This is a genomic window from Streptomyces sp. L2 (assembly GCF_004124325.1).
Classification (GTDB): domain Bacteria; phylum Actinomycetota; class Actinomycetes; order Streptomycetales; family Streptomycetaceae; genus Streptomyces.
Genome location: NZ_QBDT01000001.1, coordinates 6,772,092 through 6,791,015, shown reverse-complemented (window position 1 = coordinate 6,791,015; position 18,924 = coordinate 6,772,092). Strand labels below are relative to the sequence as shown.

Annotated in this window: 12 protein-coding genes; 5 read left to right on the top strand and 7 right to left on the bottom strand. The window is 73.7% G+C overall.

All coding sequences use genetic code 11. The annotated features are described in order from the left end of the window. Position 1: 1 nt before the first annotated feature. The 3 genes from DBP14_RS30465 to DBP14_RS30455 all read right to left on the bottom strand — a co-directional run bounded on the left by DBP14_RS30465 (position 2) and on the right by DBP14_RS30455 (position 10,390). Entirely contained in the window at positions 2 to 7,429 is a 7,428-nt protein-coding gene (locus DBP14_RS30465) for a type I polyketide synthase (protein WP_129310561.1), read from the bottom strand. Positions 7,430 to 7,620: 191 nt separating this feature from the next. Continuing rightward, a complete protein-coding gene (locus DBP14_RS30460; RefSeq protein WP_241741071.1) occupies positions 7,621 to 9,543 on the bottom strand; it encodes an RICIN domain-containing protein in 1,923 nt (640 codons plus the stop codon). A gap of 391 nt (positions 9,544 to 9,934) precedes the next feature. Next, entirely contained in the window at positions 9,935 to 10,390 is a 456-nt protein-coding gene (locus tag DBP14_RS30455; RefSeq protein ID WP_206739384.1) for a DUF4442 domain-containing protein, read from the bottom strand. A gap of 70 nt (positions 10,391 to 10,460) precedes the next feature. On the opposite strand from DBP14_RS30455, the gene DBP14_RS30450 reads away from it, so the two are divergent. Beyond that, the gene (locus DBP14_RS30450; protein WP_129310558.1) at positions 10,461 to 11,414 is read left to right on the top strand and encodes a hypothetical protein; all 954 of its coding nucleotides are present in this window, start codon (positions 10,461 to 10,463) and stop codon (positions 11,412 to 11,414) included. A gap of 67 nt (positions 11,415 to 11,481) precedes the next feature. Beyond that, positions 11,482 to 12,504 (top strand): hypothetical protein, encoded by a 1,023-nt coding sequence (locus DBP14_RS30445; RefSeq protein ID WP_129310556.1) that lies wholly within the window; start codon positions 11,482 to 11,484, stop codon positions 12,502 to 12,504. Between the two features lie 22 nt (positions 12,505 to 12,526). On the opposite strand, the gene DBP14_RS30440 is transcribed toward DBP14_RS30445, so the two are convergent. From DBP14_RS30440 to DBP14_RS30430, 3 genes are all read right to left on the bottom strand, one after another. Continuing rightward, the gene (locus DBP14_RS30440; RefSeq protein ID WP_129310555.1) at positions 12,527 to 13,318 is read right to left on the bottom strand and encodes a fused MFS/spermidine synthase; all 792 of its coding nucleotides are present in this window, start codon (positions 13,316 to 13,318) and stop codon (positions 12,527 to 12,529) included. A 215-nt stretch (positions 13,319 to 13,533) separates the two neighbouring features. Then, positions 13,534 to 14,703: an elongation factor Tu gene (gene tuf, locus DBP14_RS30435; protein ID WP_129310553.1), complete on the bottom strand. Its 1,170-nt coding sequence runs from the start codon at positions 14,701 to 14,703 to the stop codon at positions 13,534 to 13,536. Between the two features lie 341 nt (positions 14,704 to 15,044). Then, entirely contained in the window at positions 15,045 to 15,767 is a 723-nt protein-coding gene (locus DBP14_RS30430; RefSeq protein ID WP_129310551.1) for a DNA alkylation repair protein, read from the bottom strand. A 48-nt stretch (positions 15,768 to 15,815) separates the two neighbouring features. Here DBP14_RS30430 and DBP14_RS30425 point away from each other — a divergent pair, with 48 nt between their 5' ends. After that, the gene (locus tag DBP14_RS30425) at positions 15,816 to 16,577 is read left to right on the top strand and encodes a VTT domain-containing protein (RefSeq protein WP_129310549.1); all 762 of its coding nucleotides are present in this window, start codon (positions 15,816 to 15,818) and stop codon (positions 16,575 to 16,577) included. A gap of 67 nt (positions 16,578 to 16,644) precedes the next feature. Here the strand turns inward: DBP14_RS30425 and DBP14_RS30420 are convergent, their stop codons facing one another. Then, the gene (locus tag DBP14_RS30420; protein WP_129310547.1) at positions 16,645 to 17,814 is read right to left on the bottom strand and encodes a thiolase family protein; all 1,170 of its coding nucleotides are present in this window, start codon (positions 17,812 to 17,814) and stop codon (positions 16,645 to 16,647) included. 142 nt (positions 17,815 to 17,956) lie between these two features. Here DBP14_RS30420 and DBP14_RS30415 point away from each other — a divergent pair, with 142 nt between their 5' ends. Next, the gene (locus DBP14_RS30415; protein WP_129310545.1) at positions 17,957 to 18,439 is read left to right on the top strand and encodes a helix-turn-helix domain-containing protein; all 483 of its coding nucleotides are present in this window, start codon (positions 17,957 to 17,959) and stop codon (positions 18,437 to 18,439) included. Between the two features lie 302 nt (positions 18,440 to 18,741). Then, positions 18,742 to 18,921: a hypothetical protein gene (locus DBP14_RS30410; protein WP_129310543.1), complete on the top strand. Its 180-nt coding sequence runs from the start codon at positions 18,742 to 18,744 to the stop codon at positions 18,919 to 18,921. Positions 18,922 to 18,924 lie beyond the last annotated feature (3 nt).

Below are 18,924 nucleotides of genomic sequence, written 5' to 3'. Positions count from 1 at the left end.
CTCACCAGCCCGACGCGGTGTAGACGACGGCACGGGCCGACGGATCACCCCAGGCGAGTTCCCTGAGCAGGGCGGCGGTCCCCTCGTCGGGGTCGATGAGCCGCACCCCGCGCCGGGCGTACTCGCGGCCGAGTTCCGGGCTGACCATGCCGGTGTGGGTGCCGGTGGGTGCCCACGGTCCCCAGTGGACGGTGAGCGCGCGGTGCCCGGTGCGGGCCGCCCAGTCGGCGGCCAGTGTCTCCAGGGCGTCGTTGGCGGCGGCGTAGTCCGCCTGGCCCCGGTTGCCGAGGACGGCGGACACGCTGCCGAACAGCACGGTGAAGGCGGGCCCGGCGGGCAGTTCCTCCAGCGCGGCGAGCAGGGCCGCCGCGCCGGTGGTCTTGGTGCCGTAGACGCGCAGGAAGGACTCCGGTGTCTTCTCGGCGATCAACCGGTCCTCGATGACCCCGGCGGCGAAGACGACACCGTCGAGCCGGCCGTGCTCGGCGTGGATCTCCTTGACGGCCTGGAGCGCGGCGTCCCGGTCCCGGAAGTCCACGCAGCGGTAGCGGGCCTCGCTGCCGAGTGCGGTGAGTTCGGCGAGGGTGGCCCGGATCTCCCGTTGCGCGAGGAGGAGTCCGGCGTCCCGGTTGACCTCGGCCGGTGTCCGCGTGCCGCCGGCGGCGAGGGCGGCGCGCAGTTCGACGGGAGTACGCGCGGCCGCCGTCCCCGGGTCCTCGGGTGCGGTGGGCGCGGGCGTACGTCCGGCCAGCTCGATACGGCAGCGGGAGGCGGCGGCGAGTGCGACGGCGCACTGCGCGGTGATGCCCCGGGCGCCGCCGACGAGCAGAACCACGGAATCCCGGTCCAGGCCGAGCGCCTCCGCCTCGGCCACGCCGACCCCGGCGGGGCCGGCACCGGTGGAGGCGAGCGGGCCCAGGGGCACCGGCACCAGTTCCAGTCCGTGGCGGACACCGGGCGCCGGACGCAGGACGACCGGGGCGGACTGCTGCGGGGCGAGCAGCTCGGCGATCAGCGCGTCGGCCACGGCCGCCGGACTCGGGTCGCTCACCGTGACCAGCCGGGCGACGGTGTCCGGGTACTCGCGGGCGATGGTGCGGAACAGGCCCGGCAGCCCGGCCGACCCCAGGGCCGCGTCCCCGTCGGCGTGCCGGGCGGCGAGCAGCAGCCGCGGGCGCAGGGCGAGGGCCGCCTTCAGCACGGGGAAGGCTTCCGGCAGCACCGGCAGGCCCGGATCGGGCAGGGCACCGAGGTACAGGACGCCGGTGATCTCCCCGGCGCCCGCGATCTCGCCCCCGTCGGTCAGCAGGGCCGCCTGGTCGACACTCACCGCGTCGGCGCCGTGGGCGACGAGCCGGGCGGTGACCTCGTCGGCGGTGCCGTCGCCGTCGCCCGCGCCGTCGGCGTCGCCGAGGAGGAGGAACCGTCCGCCGGAAAGGACGGTGACCGAGTCGGCCGTGGGGTCTGGCGGAGGGAGCGGCACCGGGCGCAGCTCGCAGCGCACGGGGGCCGCCCCGGGCGGAGCGGCGCCGGCGGTCCGGTCGGGCGCGTCCTGGGGGCTGTGTTCCCCAGGGTTATGCTTCCCGGGGTCTGACGCGGAACCGCCCCGGAGGCCCGCGGCCGGCCCGCCCGGCGACGCGGCGCCCTGACCGCCGGGGGTCACGCCGTCCAGCGGTCCGCCCTCGTCCCGATCGGCCCCTGCTCCCCCGCTCATCCGTTCTGTCAGCCAGGCCGTCACCGCTGCCGCCGTGCGGGCCTTGGCGAGGTTCTCCAGCTCGGTGTCGTCGAGGAGGTCCGCGCCGCCGGCGATCCCGAGGCGCTGGGCGAGTTCACCGGCGATCTCGGCCCGCTTGATGGAGTCGATGCTCAGGTCGGCCTCCAGGTCGAGGTCGGGCTCGATCATGTCGACGGGGTAGCCGGTGCGCTCGCTGATGATGTCCAGCACCACGCGTGACACGTCATCGGCTCCCGCCGGGGCGGAGGAGGCGGACGCGGCTGCCGCAACGGACGAGGCGGCCGGTTCGGGCAACGGTGCTTGTTCGGCCACGGGTTGCACCGGTGGCAAGGCGGGCTTGGGGGCGGGAGCGGGAATCGCCGTCCCCGGGACCGCCCCGAAGTACGTCAGCATCACGTCCCGCTGGGCGGCGATCATCTCGCGGCTGGTGCGCAGGAATTCGGAGATCAGCGCGTCCCGGTCGGCCGGGGTGCCGTTCGGCTGGTTCGTCGTCACAGTCGTCTCCTCTACGCGTCGGGCCGGTGCCAGGGCGCCGGGGAGAAGGGCGCCGTCGGCGGTGCGGACGAGGTGTCCGTCGACCGTCCAGCCGGGCCGTGCGGGTGCCGGGGTACGCAGGGCGTCGACGGCGTCGCGGCCCTGGAACAGCCAGTCGGTGCGCACGGGCTGTCCTGCCACGGCGAGTTGCGCGAGGGCGTCGAGCCAGCCGGCGAGTCCGCTGTCGGCGTCGGGTTCGCCGGCGACGGTGCGGTGCGGGCGGTCACCGAGGATCTGTCCGACGAGCCGGGTGAGGACCCGTCCGGGGCCGGCCTCGACGAAGACGCGGGCACCGGCCTCGTACATCGCCTCGATCTGGGCGGCGAAGGCGACCGGCGCGCCGATCTGGGCGGCGAGTTCGGCCCGCACGCCGTCGGGGTCGGCCGGGTACGGGGCTGCCGTGCGGTTGGCCCAGACGGGGAACTCGGGTGTCCGGACGGCCGTGGTGGCGAGTGCCCCGGCGAACCGTTTCGCCGCGCCGGCGACGACAGGGCTGTGGAAGGCGCAGGCGACGGGGATGCGCCGGGCCCCGAACCCTGCCTCGCGCAACAGCCGGACAGCGGTCGCGACCTGTTCCGTGGGGCCCGAGATGACGGTCTGCTCGGGCGAGTTGACGTTGGCGACGACCACCGGTCCGAGTACACCGACGTCGCGCAGGACGTCCGTCACGGCCTCGGCCGCGGCTCCGACGGCGGCCATGGTGCCGGGGTCGTCGCCCGCCGCCGCGAGGATCGCCGCCGCCCGCTCGGTGCTCAGGTCGAGCAGGGCCTGGGGGTCGAGGGCGCCGGCCGCGCTCAGGGCGACCAGTTCGCCGTAGCTGTGCCCGGCCGCCATGTCCGGGCGGACGCCGGCCGCGGTGAGGAAGGCGTGGGCGGCGAGTCCGGTGATGCCGAGTGCGGGCTGCGCGGCGCGGGTGTCGGTGAGGGCGGCCCGGCGCTGTTCCCGGGTGGTGTCGTCGAAGGCGGCCGGCGGGTACACGGTGTCGGCGTGCGCGCGGCCGAGGTGGAGGTAGTGCCGCAGGTCGGGCAGCGTGACCAGGAGGTCGGCGAGCATCCCGGGGCGCTGGCTGCCCTGCCCGGGGAAGAGGAAGGCGACCTTGCCGCCGGGGGGCGGGGCGGCCGTAGTGGCGCCACGGTGGAGGCCTGCCCCGGGGGCGGTGTCGCCGGGGGCGGTGTTCCCGGGCGCGGTGTTCCCGGGCGCGGTGTGCCCGGGCGCGGTGTTCCCGGGCGCGGTGTCGCCGCGGTGGAGGTCTGCCCCGGCGACGGTGTCGCCGGGGGCGATGTCCCCGGCCGCGCTGTGCCCGGGCACGGTATCCCTGGGCGCGGTCTCCGCTGCGAGATGGATTCCCTCCGCCGGGTCTCTCTCCCCGGCGAGGACGCGGCGCAGCTTGCCGGTCAGTTCGGTCACGTCGCGGGCCACGACCGCCGCCCGCACGGGATCGTGGGAGGCGTCCGCGCGGTGGGCGGCGGCGAGGGCCAGGTCGCGCAGCCGCCAGGCGTGGGTGCCGGATTCGGCGGCCCGGAGGATCTCCTCGACGGTCCGGTGGGCGGCCGCCCCGTCCTTGCCGCGGAAGAGGAACAGTTCGGCGGGCCAGGCGTCCAGGGTCTGGCGCGGCGGTACGGCGGTGTCGTGCGCGGCGAGGACCACGTGGAAGTTGGTTCCGCCGAAGCCGAACGCGCTGACCCCGGCGAGGCGTTCGGGCGCGGGTGACGCCCAGGGCCGGGCCCGGGTGTGGAAGGCGAAGGGGCTGTCACCTTGCGTCCAGGCGGGGTTGGGGCGGTCCAGGTGCAGGGTGGGCGGGGTGATGCCGGTGTGCAGGGCGAGGGTGGTCTTGATCAGGCCCGCGAGTCCGGCGGCGCACTTGGTGTGCCCGATCTGCGACTTGACCGAGCCGAGGGCGCAGCGGCCGGGTTCGGCGCCCGCCTCCCCGAACACCTCGGTGAGCACCGCGAGTTCGGTGCGGTCGCCGACGACCGTGCCGGTGCCGTGCGCCTCGACCAGGCCGACCTGGGCGGGCGAGACTCCGGCGTTGCGGTAGGCCCGCAGCAGCGCGGCCCGCTGTCCTTCGGGGCGGGGTGCGGTCAGCCCGAGAGAGCGGCCGTCGCTGGAGGAGCCGAGGCCCTTGATCACGCCGTACACGCGGTCGCCGTCGCGTTCGGCGTCCGCGAGCCGCTTCAGGACGACGCAGGCCACGCCCTCGCCCAGGGCGATGCCGTCGGCGGAGGCGTCGAAGGCGCGGGAGCGGCCGGTCGGGGAGAGGGCGTGCACGGAGGAGAACAGGACGAAGTCGTTGATGCCGTTGTGCAGATCGGCACCGCCGCACAGCACGAGGTCGCTGGTTCCGGTGACGAGTTCCTTGCAGCCGACGTCGAGCGCGGCGAGGGAGGAGGCGCAGGCGGCGTCCACGGTGAAGTTGGCGCCGCCCAGGTCCAGGCGGTTGGCGATCCGGCCGGAGATGACGTTGGCGAGCATGCCGGGGAAGGAGTCCTCGGTCAGCCGGGGCAGTTGCTCGTCGAGGGCGTCGGGGACCGTGCCGTAGTACGAGGGGAGGACGGCGCGCAGGGTGACGGCGTTGGACAGGTCGCTGCCCGCCTCGGCGCCGAAGACCACGGAGGTCCGCTCGCGGTCGAACTCCCTCCCGCCGCTGCCGTATCCGGCGTCGTCGAGGGCGAGGCGGGCGGCCTCCAGCGACAGCAGCTGGACCGGCTCGATGCAGCCGAGGGAGGCGGGCGGAATGCCGTAGCGCAGCGGGTCGAAGGGGATGCGGGGCAGGAAGCCGCCCCAGGTGGAGGCGGTGCTGCCGTGGTGCGCGGCGGCGTCCCAGCGGTCGGGCGGCACCTCGGTCACTGCGTCGCGTCCGGCGACGACGTGTGCCCAGAAGGTGGCGAGGTCGGGGGCCTCGGGGAACATGCAGGCCATGCCGACGATCGCGATGTCGAGCGGCGCGGGCGGCTCGGGCTCGCGCTCCCCCGCGGCGTGCCGGCGGGCGGCCGGCCGCGTGGCCCGTGCGGCGAGGAAGTCGGCGGCGCCGTCGGTGACGGCGTGGTGGAGGGCGGCGAGGGTGGTGGTCACCGAGCGCAAAACGGCGACCTCGCCGGCCATGAACATTCCGTCGCTGAGCTGGCGTTCCTCATCGACGGTGGTCAACCGGCCGTCCGTGCCACGCTCCAGGCCCTTGCTGGCGACACGCAGCCGGCCGACGTTGAGGCGTTCCAGCGCCTCCCACACCTCGCGGTCGGGTCTGTCGCCGGAGCGTAACGCGGCTTCCCGGTCGCGGTAGTCGGCGGTGAAGGCGCTGGGGACGCAGCGGGTGGCGTGGCCGGGTGCGGTCCGCAGCAGCGCGGTGGTGGTGGCGGTCAGCACCTGCTGCTGGAAGAGGGGCTGGATGGCCCCGTGCTCGACGGCTTCCTCGGTGAACAGGTAGGCGGTGCCCATGAGGAGGCCGACGGCGGCACCCCGCGCGGTCAGGGGATGGGCGAGGGCGGCGACCATCGCCGCGGACCGCTCGTCGTGAATACCGCCGGCGAAGAAGATTTCCAGTCCAGTGGCGGTGTCCGGTTCGGCCTCGGTCAAGAAGTCCGTCAGGACGGCGAGTTGGGCCTCCCACAGGGGCAAGGACGCCCGTGGTCCGACGTGCCCGCCGCACTCGGAGCCCTCGAACACGAACTTCCGCGCCCCGGCGGCCAGGAACTGCCGCAGCAGCCCGGGCGAGGGGACGTGCAGATACGTACTGATCCCGGCCCGCTCCAGCGCGGCGGCCTGCGCGGGGCGTCCGCCCGCGATGATCGCGTGCGTGGGCCGGAGTTCCCGTACGGCCTCCACCTGGGCGTCGCGGATCTCCTCGGGTGCGAATCCGAGGACGCCCACGCCCCAGGGCCGCCCGTCGAGCACGGCACGGGCCTCCGTGAGCATGGCCCGGGCCCGCTCACCGTCGGCGAGGGCCAGCGCGAGAAAGGGCAGCGCCCCGGCCTCGGCGACGGCCGCGGCGAACCCCGCCTGATCACTGACCCGGGTCATCGGCCCCTGCGCGACCCCCAACCGCGTCCCCAACGCCCGACTCATCACCGACCCGGGCCGCAGGGCAGCGCCGGGGGCTGGGACGGCAGGGGGTTCGAGTGCGCTGGGTGGTTCGGCCGTGTCGCATGGCTCGGCCCCGGTGACCGGTTCAGCCTCGGTGACCGGTTCAGCCTCGGTGACCGGTTCGGACCCGGCGACCGGCGCCGTCCTGAGCGGCTCCGCGAGACGCGAATTCCGGTGCCCCTTCGCGGGCTTCTGCGCCGGTGACGCGGGGGTGCCGGGCGGTTCGGCGGCATCGGGCTGTGCGGTGAGTGCCTCCTCGACAGCGGCCCTCATGCCCCGTACGGCACCCCGCGCATCGCCCCACCACTCGGCGAACCGGGCTGCGAGGAATCCGTCCTGGCCGACGGGCAGCAGCTCGCCCGTGGCCAGTAAATCCGCGACCGCACCGGGATCGGTGGGCTCGGGCGGCGTGTCCGGTCCGCGACGGCGCAGGACACGGTGACCGGCGAGTCGTACCGTCTCCGAACCGTCCAGGGACCGCAGCACCGTGCGCGTCGCCTCAGGGACCCGGGACTCGCTGAGCAGGGCCAGCTGGCTGTCGAGGACGACTCCGGCCGCGCCGCCCGCCACGGCCGCCGCCGCCGTGCGTGGCCCGATGCCTCCACAGGCCCAGACCGGCAGGTCCAACTCGTTTTCCGCCAGGAGCTGTTGGAGGAGGACGAAGGTGCTGTGCTCCCCGACCAGGCCGCCGCTCTCGCCACCGCGCGCGATCAGCCCGTGAGCCCCCGCGCGCAGGGCCGCACGGGCCTGCGCCAGGTCCGTGACCTCGGCCAGCACCCGGTACTCCCCCACCACTTCGGGGACGGTCCAGGGGGCGTCGGGTCCGAGGACCACCGTGTGGGGGGCACCGTCGAGGTCGGCGGGGCGCAAGGCGCAGCGCCCCGCCACCCGCACACCGAAGGGGTCCCGGACGGCGTGTCTCAAACGGGCCAGTTCCTCGCGGGATCTTCGGTCGCCGCAGCCCAGGTCGAGGACCGCGAACCCGCCGGCGGCGCACGCGGCGGCGGCGAGCCGGGAGTCGGGCCGGCCGAACGGGGTGAGGCACAGGATCAGGTCGTGGGCGCGCGCAGGGGAGGTCATGACGCTCCGAAGAATCGGCAAGACTGCACGGTGGGGGGCTGGTGCGGCGGGACACTCGGTAGGCGGCCACCGGAAAGTAGCGAGTACCTACTGACGGGTCAATAAGTTCGCGCCCTTTTGCCGTGCGAGGGAACCGATTCGGCCAGTCGCCGAATCACCCTCCCTGTGCCGGAAATCGGAGCAATTCCGGCTCAGCCGAGGAGGGTGCCCACCGCCGCCGGCGCGGCGGCCACCGCCCGCGTGACCGGGGAGACGGCGGCGGTCACCGGGCCAGGCGCAGCCGCCGTAAGACCCGAGCCGGGATCGCCTCCACCGCCGGCCCGGACCGTGTCGTCGGCACCGGCCTGCGCGATCCGGGGCGTGAACCACTGCCGCGGCCGCTCCGGTCCCCGCCCCGACCGCTCCGTTCCCTGTCCGGCCTTTCCGCGGTCCCGTCCGGCACGCCCGTTCGCCCCGGGAAGCGCGTCCTCCCCGGGCGGCTCGTTCCCGTCGCCCGGGGCGGTCGGCCCGGTGGCCGTCGGGCGCGTGGTGTCCGGCGCGGCGGAGTCCCCCGGCAGGCCGTCGAGGCCAGGGCCCAGCGCCCACCGCTGCTCGCGGGACCCGTTCCGCCGGGCGACCACCACGTGCCCGGGTGTGACGGCGAGGGAGAGCCCCTTGTGCCCGCGGAGCAGGATCTCGCCGCGCACCGTGACGTCGTATACCACCTCCCCGGCGTGCACGACGCAGCCGGCCACCGTGACGCGCCGGGCCACGGGGTCTGCGGCCAGGCACAGCAGGGGATCGAGGGCGCTGCGGAGCAGACCGTCGTCCTGGTACGTCCACTGCTGCGATCCGGCGGTCGAGCAGGCCGCCTCCCGTACCTCCGCACCGGGCCGGCTTCCGTCGCCCGGCAGGTCCAGGCAGAGCCCGGAGTCAAGGTTCCGCAGGGTGCCGCGGGCGAGTGGGACCGGTTCCCCGGCCGAGGCTGCCGACGAATCGGCACCCGACGGCCGGATCCCGCCGGTGCCGGGGCCGGTGCGGGTGCCTGTGGAGGCGCCCGTGGAGGCGCCGGGACGGGGGGCATGGCCGGCGGGTGCGCCCCAGGTGGCGTGTGGCCCGGGGACACCGTTGTCATCCGACCAGCTTCTGACCACGAGCACGGTGGCGAGCAGGGCGAGCGAGGCCAGTCCCACGCCGACGGCCACGGCCGTGCGCCGGCCGCCGAGGGCCGCCGTGCGGTGCCGGCCGGCGGGTTCCCCGTAGGGGGTGCGCGATGCGGTGGCGGTCCACGCCTCGGGTGCGCCGCGGCCGGGCCGGGCGGCGAGGTAGCGGCGGGCGCCCCAGCCGAGCACGGCCTCGGCGAGCAGGATGTCCAGGGCGCCCTCGAAGAGGCCGAGTTGATCGGCGGCGTGCCGGCAGTGGCGGCAGGCCGTCAGGTGCTCCCCCACATCGGCGAGCAGCGGGCTGCCGCGGCGGAGGGAGACGTCGAGGAGCCGGTTGTAGAAACGGCATTCCTTGGTGGGCGCGAGTTCTCGGTGGGCCCGTACGCAGACGGTACGGAATTGCTCGCGGGCGCGCTCCAGAGCGGACTCCGCTGCGGCGGTCTCGACCCCCAGCAGACCAGCGGGTATGTTTATGGGTTCGGCCTCGACCTCGGTATGCCACAGCAGGCATTGGGAAGCGTCCGGAAGGGCCCTGAATGCGCGCGCGGCGAGATGTCGTCTTTCGGCCGTACCGGGCGGGGCCGCGCGCAGACCGCGACCACCGGTGGGTTTGCGCAATTCCGGCACGACCGCGCAGATGACGTCGTCCGCGGCCCAGGTGCGGACGGTCTCGCGGACGGCCACGAGCAGGTGCGGGCGCAGCGCCCCGCGGACCGTGCCGCCGGTCAGCCGGCCGAGCACGTGGTGGAAGGCGGTGGTGGCCGCGAGTTGGGCCGCGGGGCCGGTGGTGGCCAGGCAGACGGCCGCGTAGTCGCAGGTGGCGCGCCAGTGCCGGGCCAGCAGCAGGGCGACGGCGTGGTGGCGGCTGTCGGCGGGGCCGGTCAGCTGGGCGACGAGATCGCGGTCGGACTCTCCCGGGAGCGGTCCTGAGTCAGGCGGATACGGGGGGCGTGGGGGGTAGCGGGACTGCACGGAACCATTTCCTTTCCCGTCGCAGGAGGCCATGCGAAAAGGGGCGTCCTGTCGGAAAGCGGGGTGTGATTGGTGCATACCTTCAGGGCAGCAGGCCTTACCGGTACGGGCCTTTGCCCCTCCTGTGGGGAGGCTCACCTTCGCACACGCGCCGCAGAGGAAACAAGAAGTTCGATTGACTCGATTTCACATCCGGGAAATTCCGCGAGAGTTACCGCAGGTATCCGCACTCATATGCGATACGCCGGTCGCGGAACGGTCGACTTGTGCGCGACAACGGCGCACCGGCACACGAAATCTCCAACTTCCCGTCCCGGCCCCGACCGCCGCGCCCGCCCCGTCCCCGGCCGCCGCGCCCGCCCCGGCCGGGACGGGCGCAAAACCCCTCGCGTCACGCGTTGTTGGGCCGCAGCGTCCAGACGACCGTCATCTCGCCCGTCATCGCGCCGTCGGCGCGCCGGATCTCGACCGTCACCGGGAACTCGGGGCGCCGGCCCGCGTCCAGCTCGGCGACGACCTCGGCGGCCGGGCGCCCGAGCGTGGCGGTCGCCGTGACGGCGCCCATGGCCAGCTTCTTGTAGGCGATCTCGGCACGCACGGCCAGCGGTACGGCCCGCGAGAGCTGCTCCCCGAACGCGGCCAGCACGATCGCCCCGCTGGCGGACTCACCGAGCGTGAACATCGCGCCGGCGTGCGGGCCGCCCACGTGGTTGTGGTAGTCGGCCTGGTCCGGCAGGGACACCACGGCCTGGTCCGGGGTGGTCTCCAGGAACTCCAGGTTCAGGGTCCGGGCCATGGGAACGGTGGCGGCGAGGAGGTCGCCGATCGACATCTGGTCTGCGCTCATGCCGTCATGTTACTCACGAGTAGGGACGGGGGGCCAGGGCCGCCCCATGATCGCTGTATCGTTTCCGCTCATGTGGCCAGGGGACCAGCCGCCACCCGGCGGCCAACAGCAGAACCCGTACCTACAGCCCGGCTACCAGCAGGCCGGCCCGTACGGGGACCGGCAACCCCCCGCCACGTGGCCCCAGCCCGTCTCGGGCGCACCGACGCCGCCGCCGGGCGGTGGAGGTGGCCGTACCAAGGTCGTAGCCGTCGTCGCGGCGGCGGCCGTCGTCGTCGCGGCCGGCGTGACCGGATTCGTGCTCCTCGGCGGCAAGGGCGACGACCAGGCCGGGCCCGGCCCCACGGCCACGGCGTCACCGAGCACCTCCGCCTCGCCGAAGACCTCGGCGAGCGGCAATCCGCGTGGGGCGGACAGCGGTCCGAAGCCGACGATCGCGGGCTGGAAGACGGTCGTGAACCCGGACACGGACATCGCCTTCGACGTCCCCCCGACCTGGCAGGTGCGCTCCAAGGACTGGATCACCTACGTCACCGACGACTCCGCCCCCGGCGAGAAGATCCTGGTCGGCATGAAGGCGCCCGCCGTCTTTCAGGACAAGTGGTGCGGCACGGACGCGGACAAGGACGGCACGACGGACTACACCCCGCTCGCGAACACCGGGACCCGCGGCAACGCCAAGGCCAAGAGCCCCGCGCAGGCCGCCCGCGACGACTCGGCGAACTGGGTGTACGGCGACTACGCCCAGCCCGACCGCAAGAAGGTCACGACCGGACCGGTCACGTCGTACACCACGGCGTCCGGCATCACCGGAAGCGTCGTCACCTCGCAGTCGTCCGGCGTCGTGAAGAAGAACAAGTGCACCACCGACGGCAAGGCGACGACGTTCGCTTTCCGGGACCCCGACGGCGCGCTGCTGTCCTGGTCGTTCGTCGGCGTCAAGGGCGTCTCCGACGAGGTTCCGGACGCGACGGTGCGCGAGATCATGCGGACGGTGCGCCTCTACGACCCGCCCGCCGGCTGATTTCGGTACGTCCCTGACAAGGGGCGGTGACCGAACCGTGTCCGAGGCCCGACTAGGGTTACTCGCCATGTGGCCAGGAGAGCAGCCGCCCGGGGGCGCGCAGAACCCGCAGAACAACCCGTACCAGCAGCCGGGTTACCAGCAGCCGAATCCGTATCAGCAGCCCGGCTACCAGCAGCAGCCGCAGCAGCCCTACGGGCAGCAGCAGTGGGGACCGGCCGCGCCGGTCGGCGCCCCGCAGGCGCCGCAGCCGCCCCAGGGCGGAGGCGGTGGCGGCCGTACCAAGCTGATCGCGATCATCGCGGCCACGGCCGTGGTCGTGGCCGCCGGTGTGACCGGATATCTGGTCCTCGGCGGCTCCAAGCACGACGAGGCCGACAGCGGCAAGGACAATCAGCAGTCGAGCCAGGCGCCCAAGCCGAAGCCCAAGCCGACGGCGACCGCAACCGGCTCGGGGGACAACCCGCGCGGCAACGAGACCGAGAAGCCCACCATTCCGGGCTGGAAGGTCGTCGTGAACCCGCGCTGGGGCACCGCGTTCGACGTCCCCGCCGACTGGGAGGTGGAGACGCCGGGCACCTCCATCGGCTTCTCCGACGACAAGTCCGACGACGGCAAGCCGCTCGTCATGATGTCCGCGCCGGCCCAGCTCATGCCGAAGTGGTGCACCACCGACAGCGACAAGGACGGCAGGACCGAGGACACGGCCCTGGCCGCGGTCGGCACGAAGGGCGAGAGCGGCGCGAAGACCCCCGGCGACGCGGCCGTCCGCGAGGTTCCGTGGTGGGTGTACGGCGGTTACACGCAGCCGGACAAGAAGAGCATCACCTACGACAAGAAGGCCAAGGACTACACGACGAAGTCCGGCGTGAAGGGCGCCTACGCCTGGGCGCGGTCGAGCCACACCCCGCAGAAGGGCAAGTGCGCGAGCGACGGCAAGGCGCTCACCTTCGGCTTCAAGAACTCGGCCGGCGACATCGTGTCGTGGAACTTCTACGGTGCCAAGGGCGTGGACAAGGAAGTCGACACCAAGACGATCATGACGATCCTCAGCACCGTGCGCCTCCACGGCGACCCCACGGCCAGCTGACCCGGTCGCCGGGGCCGGCCCGTCATCCGATGCCGAACGCCCCGTCGGGCGGCTCGGGTGACGGGACGGCGTCGGCGTCCCCGACGGTCCGGGCCGAGCCGATGAACTCCCGCAGTGTCTCGCCGTGTTCGACGCGGGCGGGGAAGACGTCGGAGGCGGTACGGCGGGCCAGCACGGCGGTGTCGAGAGGCCGGTGGGACGCGGCGAGCACCGCGTTGCCGAACCGTCGGCCGCGCAGCACTCCGGGCTCCGCGATCAACACCAGCTCGTCGAACACGGCGGCGAGGTTGGCGAGTTGGGAGCGCAGGAAGGCGAACGGCGCCGAGTCCGCCAGGTTGGCCAGATAGACGCCCCCGGGGCGCAGGACCCGCTCGGCCTCGCGGGCGTAGGCGAGCGAGGTCAGGTGCGCGGGGACGCGTGAGCCGCCGAAGACGTCGGCGATCAGCACGTCGGCGGAGTCGTCGGGCGCGGACTCCAGCCAGGCCCGGGCGTCCGCCGCGTGCAGCGCGACGTCCGAACCCGGCGGCAGCGGCAGGTGCTCGGCGACCAGGTCCAGCAGGGCGTGGTCGGCCTCGACGACGTCCTGCCGGGAGCCGGGCCGGGTGGCGGCCACGTACCGCGGCAGCGTGAGCGCTCCCCCACCCAGGTGCAGCACGTCCAGCGGCCGCCCGGGCCCGTCCAGACCGTCCAGCACATGCCCGAGCCGCCGCGCGTACTCGAACTCCAGATGCGTCGGGTCGTCGAGATCGACATACGACTGCGGCGCCCCGTCCACAGTCAACAGCCACGCCCGCTCCCGATCCACATCGGGCATCAACTTGGCAAACCCACCATCAACGGCACGACCGACAGCATTGGCTCCACTCACGCCCTCATTGTCCCGCCCGCCGTAGCTGTGCCACGACCAAGCCGAGCCGTTCGAACGCCGGGCACACAAGCCCACCCAAGGGGCGCGGGGAACTGCGCGACCAGCCACAGCCGGCCCGCAGTCCCCCACGCACCTGAACCACTCACGGCCGGAGGTGACCGTCAACCCACAGAGGTGATCGTCCCCGCACCGACCGTCCGACCCCCCTCACGGATCGCGAACCCCAGCCCCGGCTCCAGCGGCACCTCCCGCCCCAGCTCGACCCTCATCTCGACCGTCTCGCCAGGCCGGGCCACGGCCACCTCGCCGAGGTCGACGTCCCCCACCACATCCGCCGTACGGATGTAGAACTGCGGCCGGTAGCCGGTCGACACCGGCGTCGTACGACCGCCCTCAGAGGCCCCCAGCACATACACCCGCGCCGAGAACCGCCGGGCCGGCACCACGCTCCCCGGCGCCGCCACGACGTGCCCGCGACGGACCGCGTCCCGCGGCACGCCCCGCAGCAGCACGGCCACGTTGTCGCCGGCCTGCGCCTCGTCCATCGGCTTGCCGAAGGTCTCCAGGCCGGTGACCACGCTCTCCAGCCCGGCGCCGAGCACCTCCACCCGGTCCCCCGGGCGGAGCCTGCCGCGCTCCACGGCGCCGGTGACGACCGTGCCCCGCCCGGTGATGGTGAGCACGTTCTCCACCGGGAGCAGGAACGGCGCGTCCAGGTACCGCTCGGGCATCGGCACGTACGTGTCGACCGCGTCGAGCAGCGCGTCGATCGACGCGGTCCAGCGCGGGTCGCCCTCCAGGGCCTTCAGCCCGGAGACCCGTACGACAGGGACCGCCTCGCCCGGATAGCCCTGCTGGGTGAGCAGGTCGCGGACCTCCAGCTCGACGAGGTCCGTCAGCTCCTCGTCGCCCGCGTCGGCCTTGTTGAGCGCGACGACGATGTGGTCGACGCCCACCTGCCGGGCGAGCAGCACGTGTTCCGCGGTCTGCGGCATGATCCCGTCCAGCGCGGAGACGACGAGGATCGCTCCGTCGAGCTGGGCGGCGCCGGTGACCATGTTCTTCACGTAGTCGGCGTGGCCCGGCATGTCGACGTGGGCGTAGTGCCGGGTGTCGGTCTCGTACTCGACGTGCGCGATGTTGATGGTGATGCCGCGGGCGGCCTCCTCCGGGGCGCGGTCGATGCGGTCGAACGGCACGAAGGTGCCGGTGCCGCGCTCGGCCAGCACCTTGGTGATGGCGGCGGTCAGGGTGGTCTTGCCGTGGTCGACGTGGCCCATGGTGCCGATGTTCAGATGCGGTTTGGTGCGCACGAATGCCGTTTTGGACATGGGTGTACCTCGAAGTCTCTGCTGTCGTGAGGAAGATCGCCGGACCCCGGGAACTCGCCGACCCTCCCCTTGCGGGGTCCGCCGGACAGTCCGGAGAGGGTCAGCTTCGGGCGCCGTCGACAGCGGCCACGAGGATCGGGACGGCAGCCTTCGGCGCATCCGCGACTGCGGATGCTGCGAGGAGGAAGGCGTACCGGAACATGCCACTGATCATGGCCGACGGCCCGTCCGGCGTCGAATGGTTTTCCGAGCCACCCGTCTCCGCGCCACCCGTCTCCGCGCCACCGATCTCCGCGCCACCGATCTCCGCGTCACCGGTCTCCGCGCCCCGAAGAGGGTGTTCAGGCGCCGATGTTCTTCAGCGCCTCGCGGACCGTCAGCGGCGCGAACCGGCCACGCTCCCGCGCCAGGAACCCCCGTACCGCCTCCGGGTCGCTCTTGGCGTACTCGCGCAAGGACCAGCCGATGGCCTTGCGGACGAAGAAGTCGGGGTGCCCGGACTGCAGCAGGCAGTAGGCGAACAGCCGCTCGGTGTCGGTGCGTTGCTTGTGGCGGAGCTGGTGCAGCAGGGCCGTGCGCACGAGCCACAGGTCGTCGTCGGTGATCCAGGTGTCCATGACGGCGGCGAGCGCCGGGTCGGCCGTGACGAGCGGGCCGACGACATGGGCGGCGAGCAGGTCGACGGTGTCCCACCAGGGCACGGTGGTGACGAGGTGCCTGGCCACGGGCAGGAAGTCCGAGGAGCAGCGGGGCACATGGCGGCGCAGGTAGTCGACGGCGAAGTAGTGGTACTCGCGCTCGGGCAGTGCCCAGCAGCGCAGGGCGATCGCCGTGCAGTCGGCCTCGCCGGGACGCGGGGTGCCGGCCAGCACCGTGCGGGTCAGGGCCCGGCGGGCGGGCGTGGGGATGCCCAGGAAGGGGGCGACGTCCTTCATGTAGGCGCGCATGGCCCCGGCCCGCCCGGGGTCCGCGGCGGCGGCGTACACGTCGGCCACCCTCGGTACGACGGTGTCGGCGAGCACGCTGTGCGGCACGGTCGGCGGGGCCGCCCCGGTGACGGTCATGGGACGACCATACGGCGATCACACACGTTCGTCGGTTAATGTCACCGAATGCTCGATGCACCCAACCGCTCTGGGGGCACCGCCACGGCCTCTCCCCGGGCCACCGCCACGCAGCCGGCCGGCGCACTCCCACCGGCCCTGGCCGTGCGCTGCACGCGCGCGCTCATGTCGCCGTACGCCCGGCTGACGCTGCTGCTGACGCTCCTCGCGGGCGCCGGCGTGTGCGTGCTGCTGTTCGAGCCGCAGCGGCTGCTGACGCACGGCTGGCCGCCGCAGCTCAGCGGTGCCGCGGCGGCGCTGGTGTTCGCGGTGGCGTACGGGCTGTGCACGGTGGCGTTCGTGCCGAGACCGCTGCTGAACCTGGCGGCGGGCGCGTTGTTCGGCTCACAGCTCGGGCTGGGAACCGCGCTGGCGGGCACTGTACTCGGCGCGGGTGTGGCGTTCGGTCTGGGCCGGGTGCTCGGGCAGGACGCGCTGCGCCCGCTGCTGCGCGGGCGCTGGCTGCGGGCGGCCGACGGGCAGCTCAGCCGGCACGGTTTCCGCTCCATGCTGGCGGTCCGGCTGTTCCCGGGGGTGCCGTTCTGCGCGGCCAACTACTGTGCGGCGGTCTCCCGGATGGGCTGGCTGCCGTTCCTGGTGGCCACGGGGCTCGGCTCGATCCCGAACACCGCCGCGTACGCGGTCGCCGGGGCCCGCGCCTCGGCCCCGACCTCGCCGGCCTTCCTGATCGCGCTGGCCTGTATCGCCGTACCGGCGCTGTCCGGCGTGGTGGTGGCCTGGCGCAAGCGCCACCACCTGCGGGACCGCTGACGGCCCGTCGGGCCGGCCGCCGTTATGGACTCGCCGGGCCGGCGAGGGCTTCTAGGGCTTCTCTGGCTCAGACTCCTTCGAGGATCAGGGCGTTGGCGAGTCCTCCCGCCTCGCACATTGTCTGCAGGGCGTAGCGGGCGCCGCGTTCGCGCATCGCGTGGACCAGGGTGGTGGTGAGCCGGGTGCCGCTGGCGCCCAGGGGGTGGCCGAGGGCGATGGCGCCGCCGTGGACGTTGAGCCGGGCGAGGTCGGCGCCGGTCTCCTGCTGCCAGGCCAGGACCACGGCGGCGAAGGCCTCGTTGACCTCGAACAGGTCGATGTCGTCCAGGGTCAGTCCCGCGCGGCGCAGCACTTTCTCGGTGGCCGGTACGACGCCGGTGAGCATCAGCAGCGGGTCGGAACCGGTGACGGCGAAGCTGTGCAGGCGGGCGAGCGGGCGCAGCCCGAGGCGGGCCGCGGTGTCGCTGGAGGTGATCAGGACGGCGGAGGCGCCGTCGTTGACGGGGCTGGCGTTGCCCGCGGTGATGTTCCACTCGATCTGCGGGAAGCGCTCGGCGAAGCCGGGGTCGTGGTAGGCGGGCTTGAGGCCGGCGAGGATCTCCGGGGTGGTGCCGGGCCGTACGCACTCGTCGCGTGAGACGCCGTCCAGCGGCGCGACCTGGGCGTCGAACAGGCCGGCCTCCCACGCGGCGGCGGCCTTGTGGTGCGAGGTCGCCGCGAACTCGTCCATCCGCGCGCGGGTGAGGGACCACTTGGCGGCGATGAGTTCGGCGCTGATGCCCTGCGGCACGAGTCCCTCGGGGTAGCGCTCGGCGATGCCGGGCCCGAACGGGTCCGAGCCGTGGGTCACGTTGGACCACATCGGCACCCGGCTCATCGACTCCACCCCGCAGGCCACGACGAGGTCGTACGCCCCCGACATGACGCCCTGGGCGGCGAAGTGCACGGCCTGCTGGGAGGAGCCGCACTGGCGGTCCACGGTGGTCGCCGGGACGGTCTCGGGGAAGCCTGCCGAAAGGAGTGCGTAGCGGGTCGTGTTCATGGCCTGCTCGCCGACCTGGTCGACGGTGCCGCCGATGACATCGTCGATCAGGGCCGGATCGACCCCTGAGCGCTCGACGAGGCTGCGCAGGGCGTGCGCGAGGAGCCGCACGGGGTGGACGTGGGCCAGGGAGCCGGTCGGCTTTCCCTTGCCGATGGGGGTGCGTACGGCTTCGACGACGACTGCGTCTCGCATGGGGCGGGCCTCCCGCGACGGCCGGCGTGAGGTCGCCGGCGACTACCAGTGAGTAGGAAATCCAAACTCACCATAGCCCCGTGAGTTGGAAAATCAAACCCACTACGGAACACGGCCTCCCCACGCCCCTAGACTGGCCGTCATGGCCGCCCAGAAAGACCCGCGCCCCTGCTCCATCGCCGACGCCCTCGCGCTGGTCGGCGAGAAGTACTCCCTGCTGGTCCTGCGGGAGGTGTGCCTGGGCAACGGCCGCTTCGACCAACTGGTGCGCAACACCGGCGCTCCGCGCGACGTCCTGGCCACCCGGCTGCGGCGACTCACCGACGCCGGGATCCTCACCAAGCGCGCCTACAGCGAACGGCCGCAGCGCTACGAGTACCGGCCCACGCGGGCCGGCCTGGAGCTGGAGCCGGTGCTGATGACGCTGATGGCCTGGGGCGACCGCCATCTGCGCACAGCGGCCGACCGCCCCATGGTGATCGAGCACGTCTGCGGGCACGAGCTGATGCCGGCGGTCACCTGCTCGGCCTGTGGCGAGAACGTGCGTCACGAGGACCTGACGGCCCACCCCCAGGCACCGGGCTGGACCGTCTCAGGGCCGGTGACCGCGCCGGCCTGCACCTGACCGTCAGCACCCTGAGCGCCGGCGTCCGGCCGCCGGCGCCCGGCCGTCGGCGCCTGACCGCCGGCACCCGACCGCCTGGCCCGCCCGCGCTGTTTCGGACATCCGCGAGCCCGCGACGCGCGCCCCGCGGACCGGCCCGACCCGCCCGGCATATGCCGCCTGGGCTGGGCCGACCCGCGCGGCGGCCGTCACCGCCGCGGGCGCGCCGGGCGTCGCGCGCGGCCTCGGCGGTGACCAAGCCCATACCGTCCGCGTAGCCGCGCGGTAGCGCAGTGTCAGTGCTTGCCCCTAGGCTTGCCCGCATGTCCCCCGATGTGCTCTCCCGTGGTTCCGTGCGGTCCGCTGCCGAGGTCAACGAGCAGATCCGCGCCCTGTGGCTGCGCGCCGGCGGCACCCTGTCGGTGCCGGAGCGCGCGGAGTACGAACTGCTGGTCGTCGAGTGGGCGGAGGCCATCCGCGGTGAGGTGGTGGAGGCGGCGTGACGG

Bases quoted from the DNA above. Each gene is read 5' to 3' on its own strand.
- DBP14_RS30430 (WP_129310551.1), bottom strand. From the start codon at position 15,767: ATGACCGTCACCGGGGCGGCCCCGCCGACCGTGCCGCACAGCGTGCTC.
- DBP14_RS30410 (WP_129310543.1), top strand. From the start codon at position 18,742: ATGTCCCCCGATGTGCTCTCCCGTGGTTCCGTGCGGTCCGCTGCCGAG.
- DBP14_RS30420 (WP_129310547.1), bottom strand. From the start codon at position 17,814: ATGCGAGACGCAGTCGTCGTCGAAGCCGTACGCACCCCCATCGGCAAG.
- DBP14_RS30465 (WP_129310561.1), bottom strand. From the start codon at position 7,429: ATGACCTCCCCTGCGCGCGCCCACGACCTGATCCTGTGCCTCACCCCG.
- DBP14_RS30445 (WP_129310556.1), top strand. From the start codon at position 11,482: ATGTGGCCAGGAGAGCAGCCGCCCGGGGGCGCGCAGAACCCGCAGAAC.
- DBP14_RS30450 (WP_129310558.1), top strand. From the start codon at position 10,461: ATGTGGCCAGGGGACCAGCCGCCACCCGGCGGCCAACAGCAGAACCCG.
- DBP14_RS30415 (WP_129310545.1), top strand. From the start codon at position 17,957: ATGGCCGCCCAGAAAGACCCGCGCCCCTGCTCCATCGCCGACGCCCTC.
- DBP14_RS30425 (WP_129310549.1), top strand. From the start codon at position 15,816: ATGCTCGATGCACCCAACCGCTCTGGGGGCACCGCCACGGCCTCTCCC.
- tuf (WP_129310553.1), bottom strand. From the start codon at position 14,703: ATGTCCAAAACGGCATTCGTGCGCACCAAACCGCATCTGAACATCGGC.
- DBP14_RS30440 (WP_129310555.1), bottom strand. From the start codon at position 13,318: ATGCCCGATGTGGATCGGGAGCGGGCGTGGCTGTTGACTGTGGACGGG.
- DBP14_RS30455 (WP_206739384.1), bottom strand. From the start codon at position 10,390: ATGAGCGCAGACCAGATGTCGATCGGCGACCTCCTCGCCGCCACCGTT.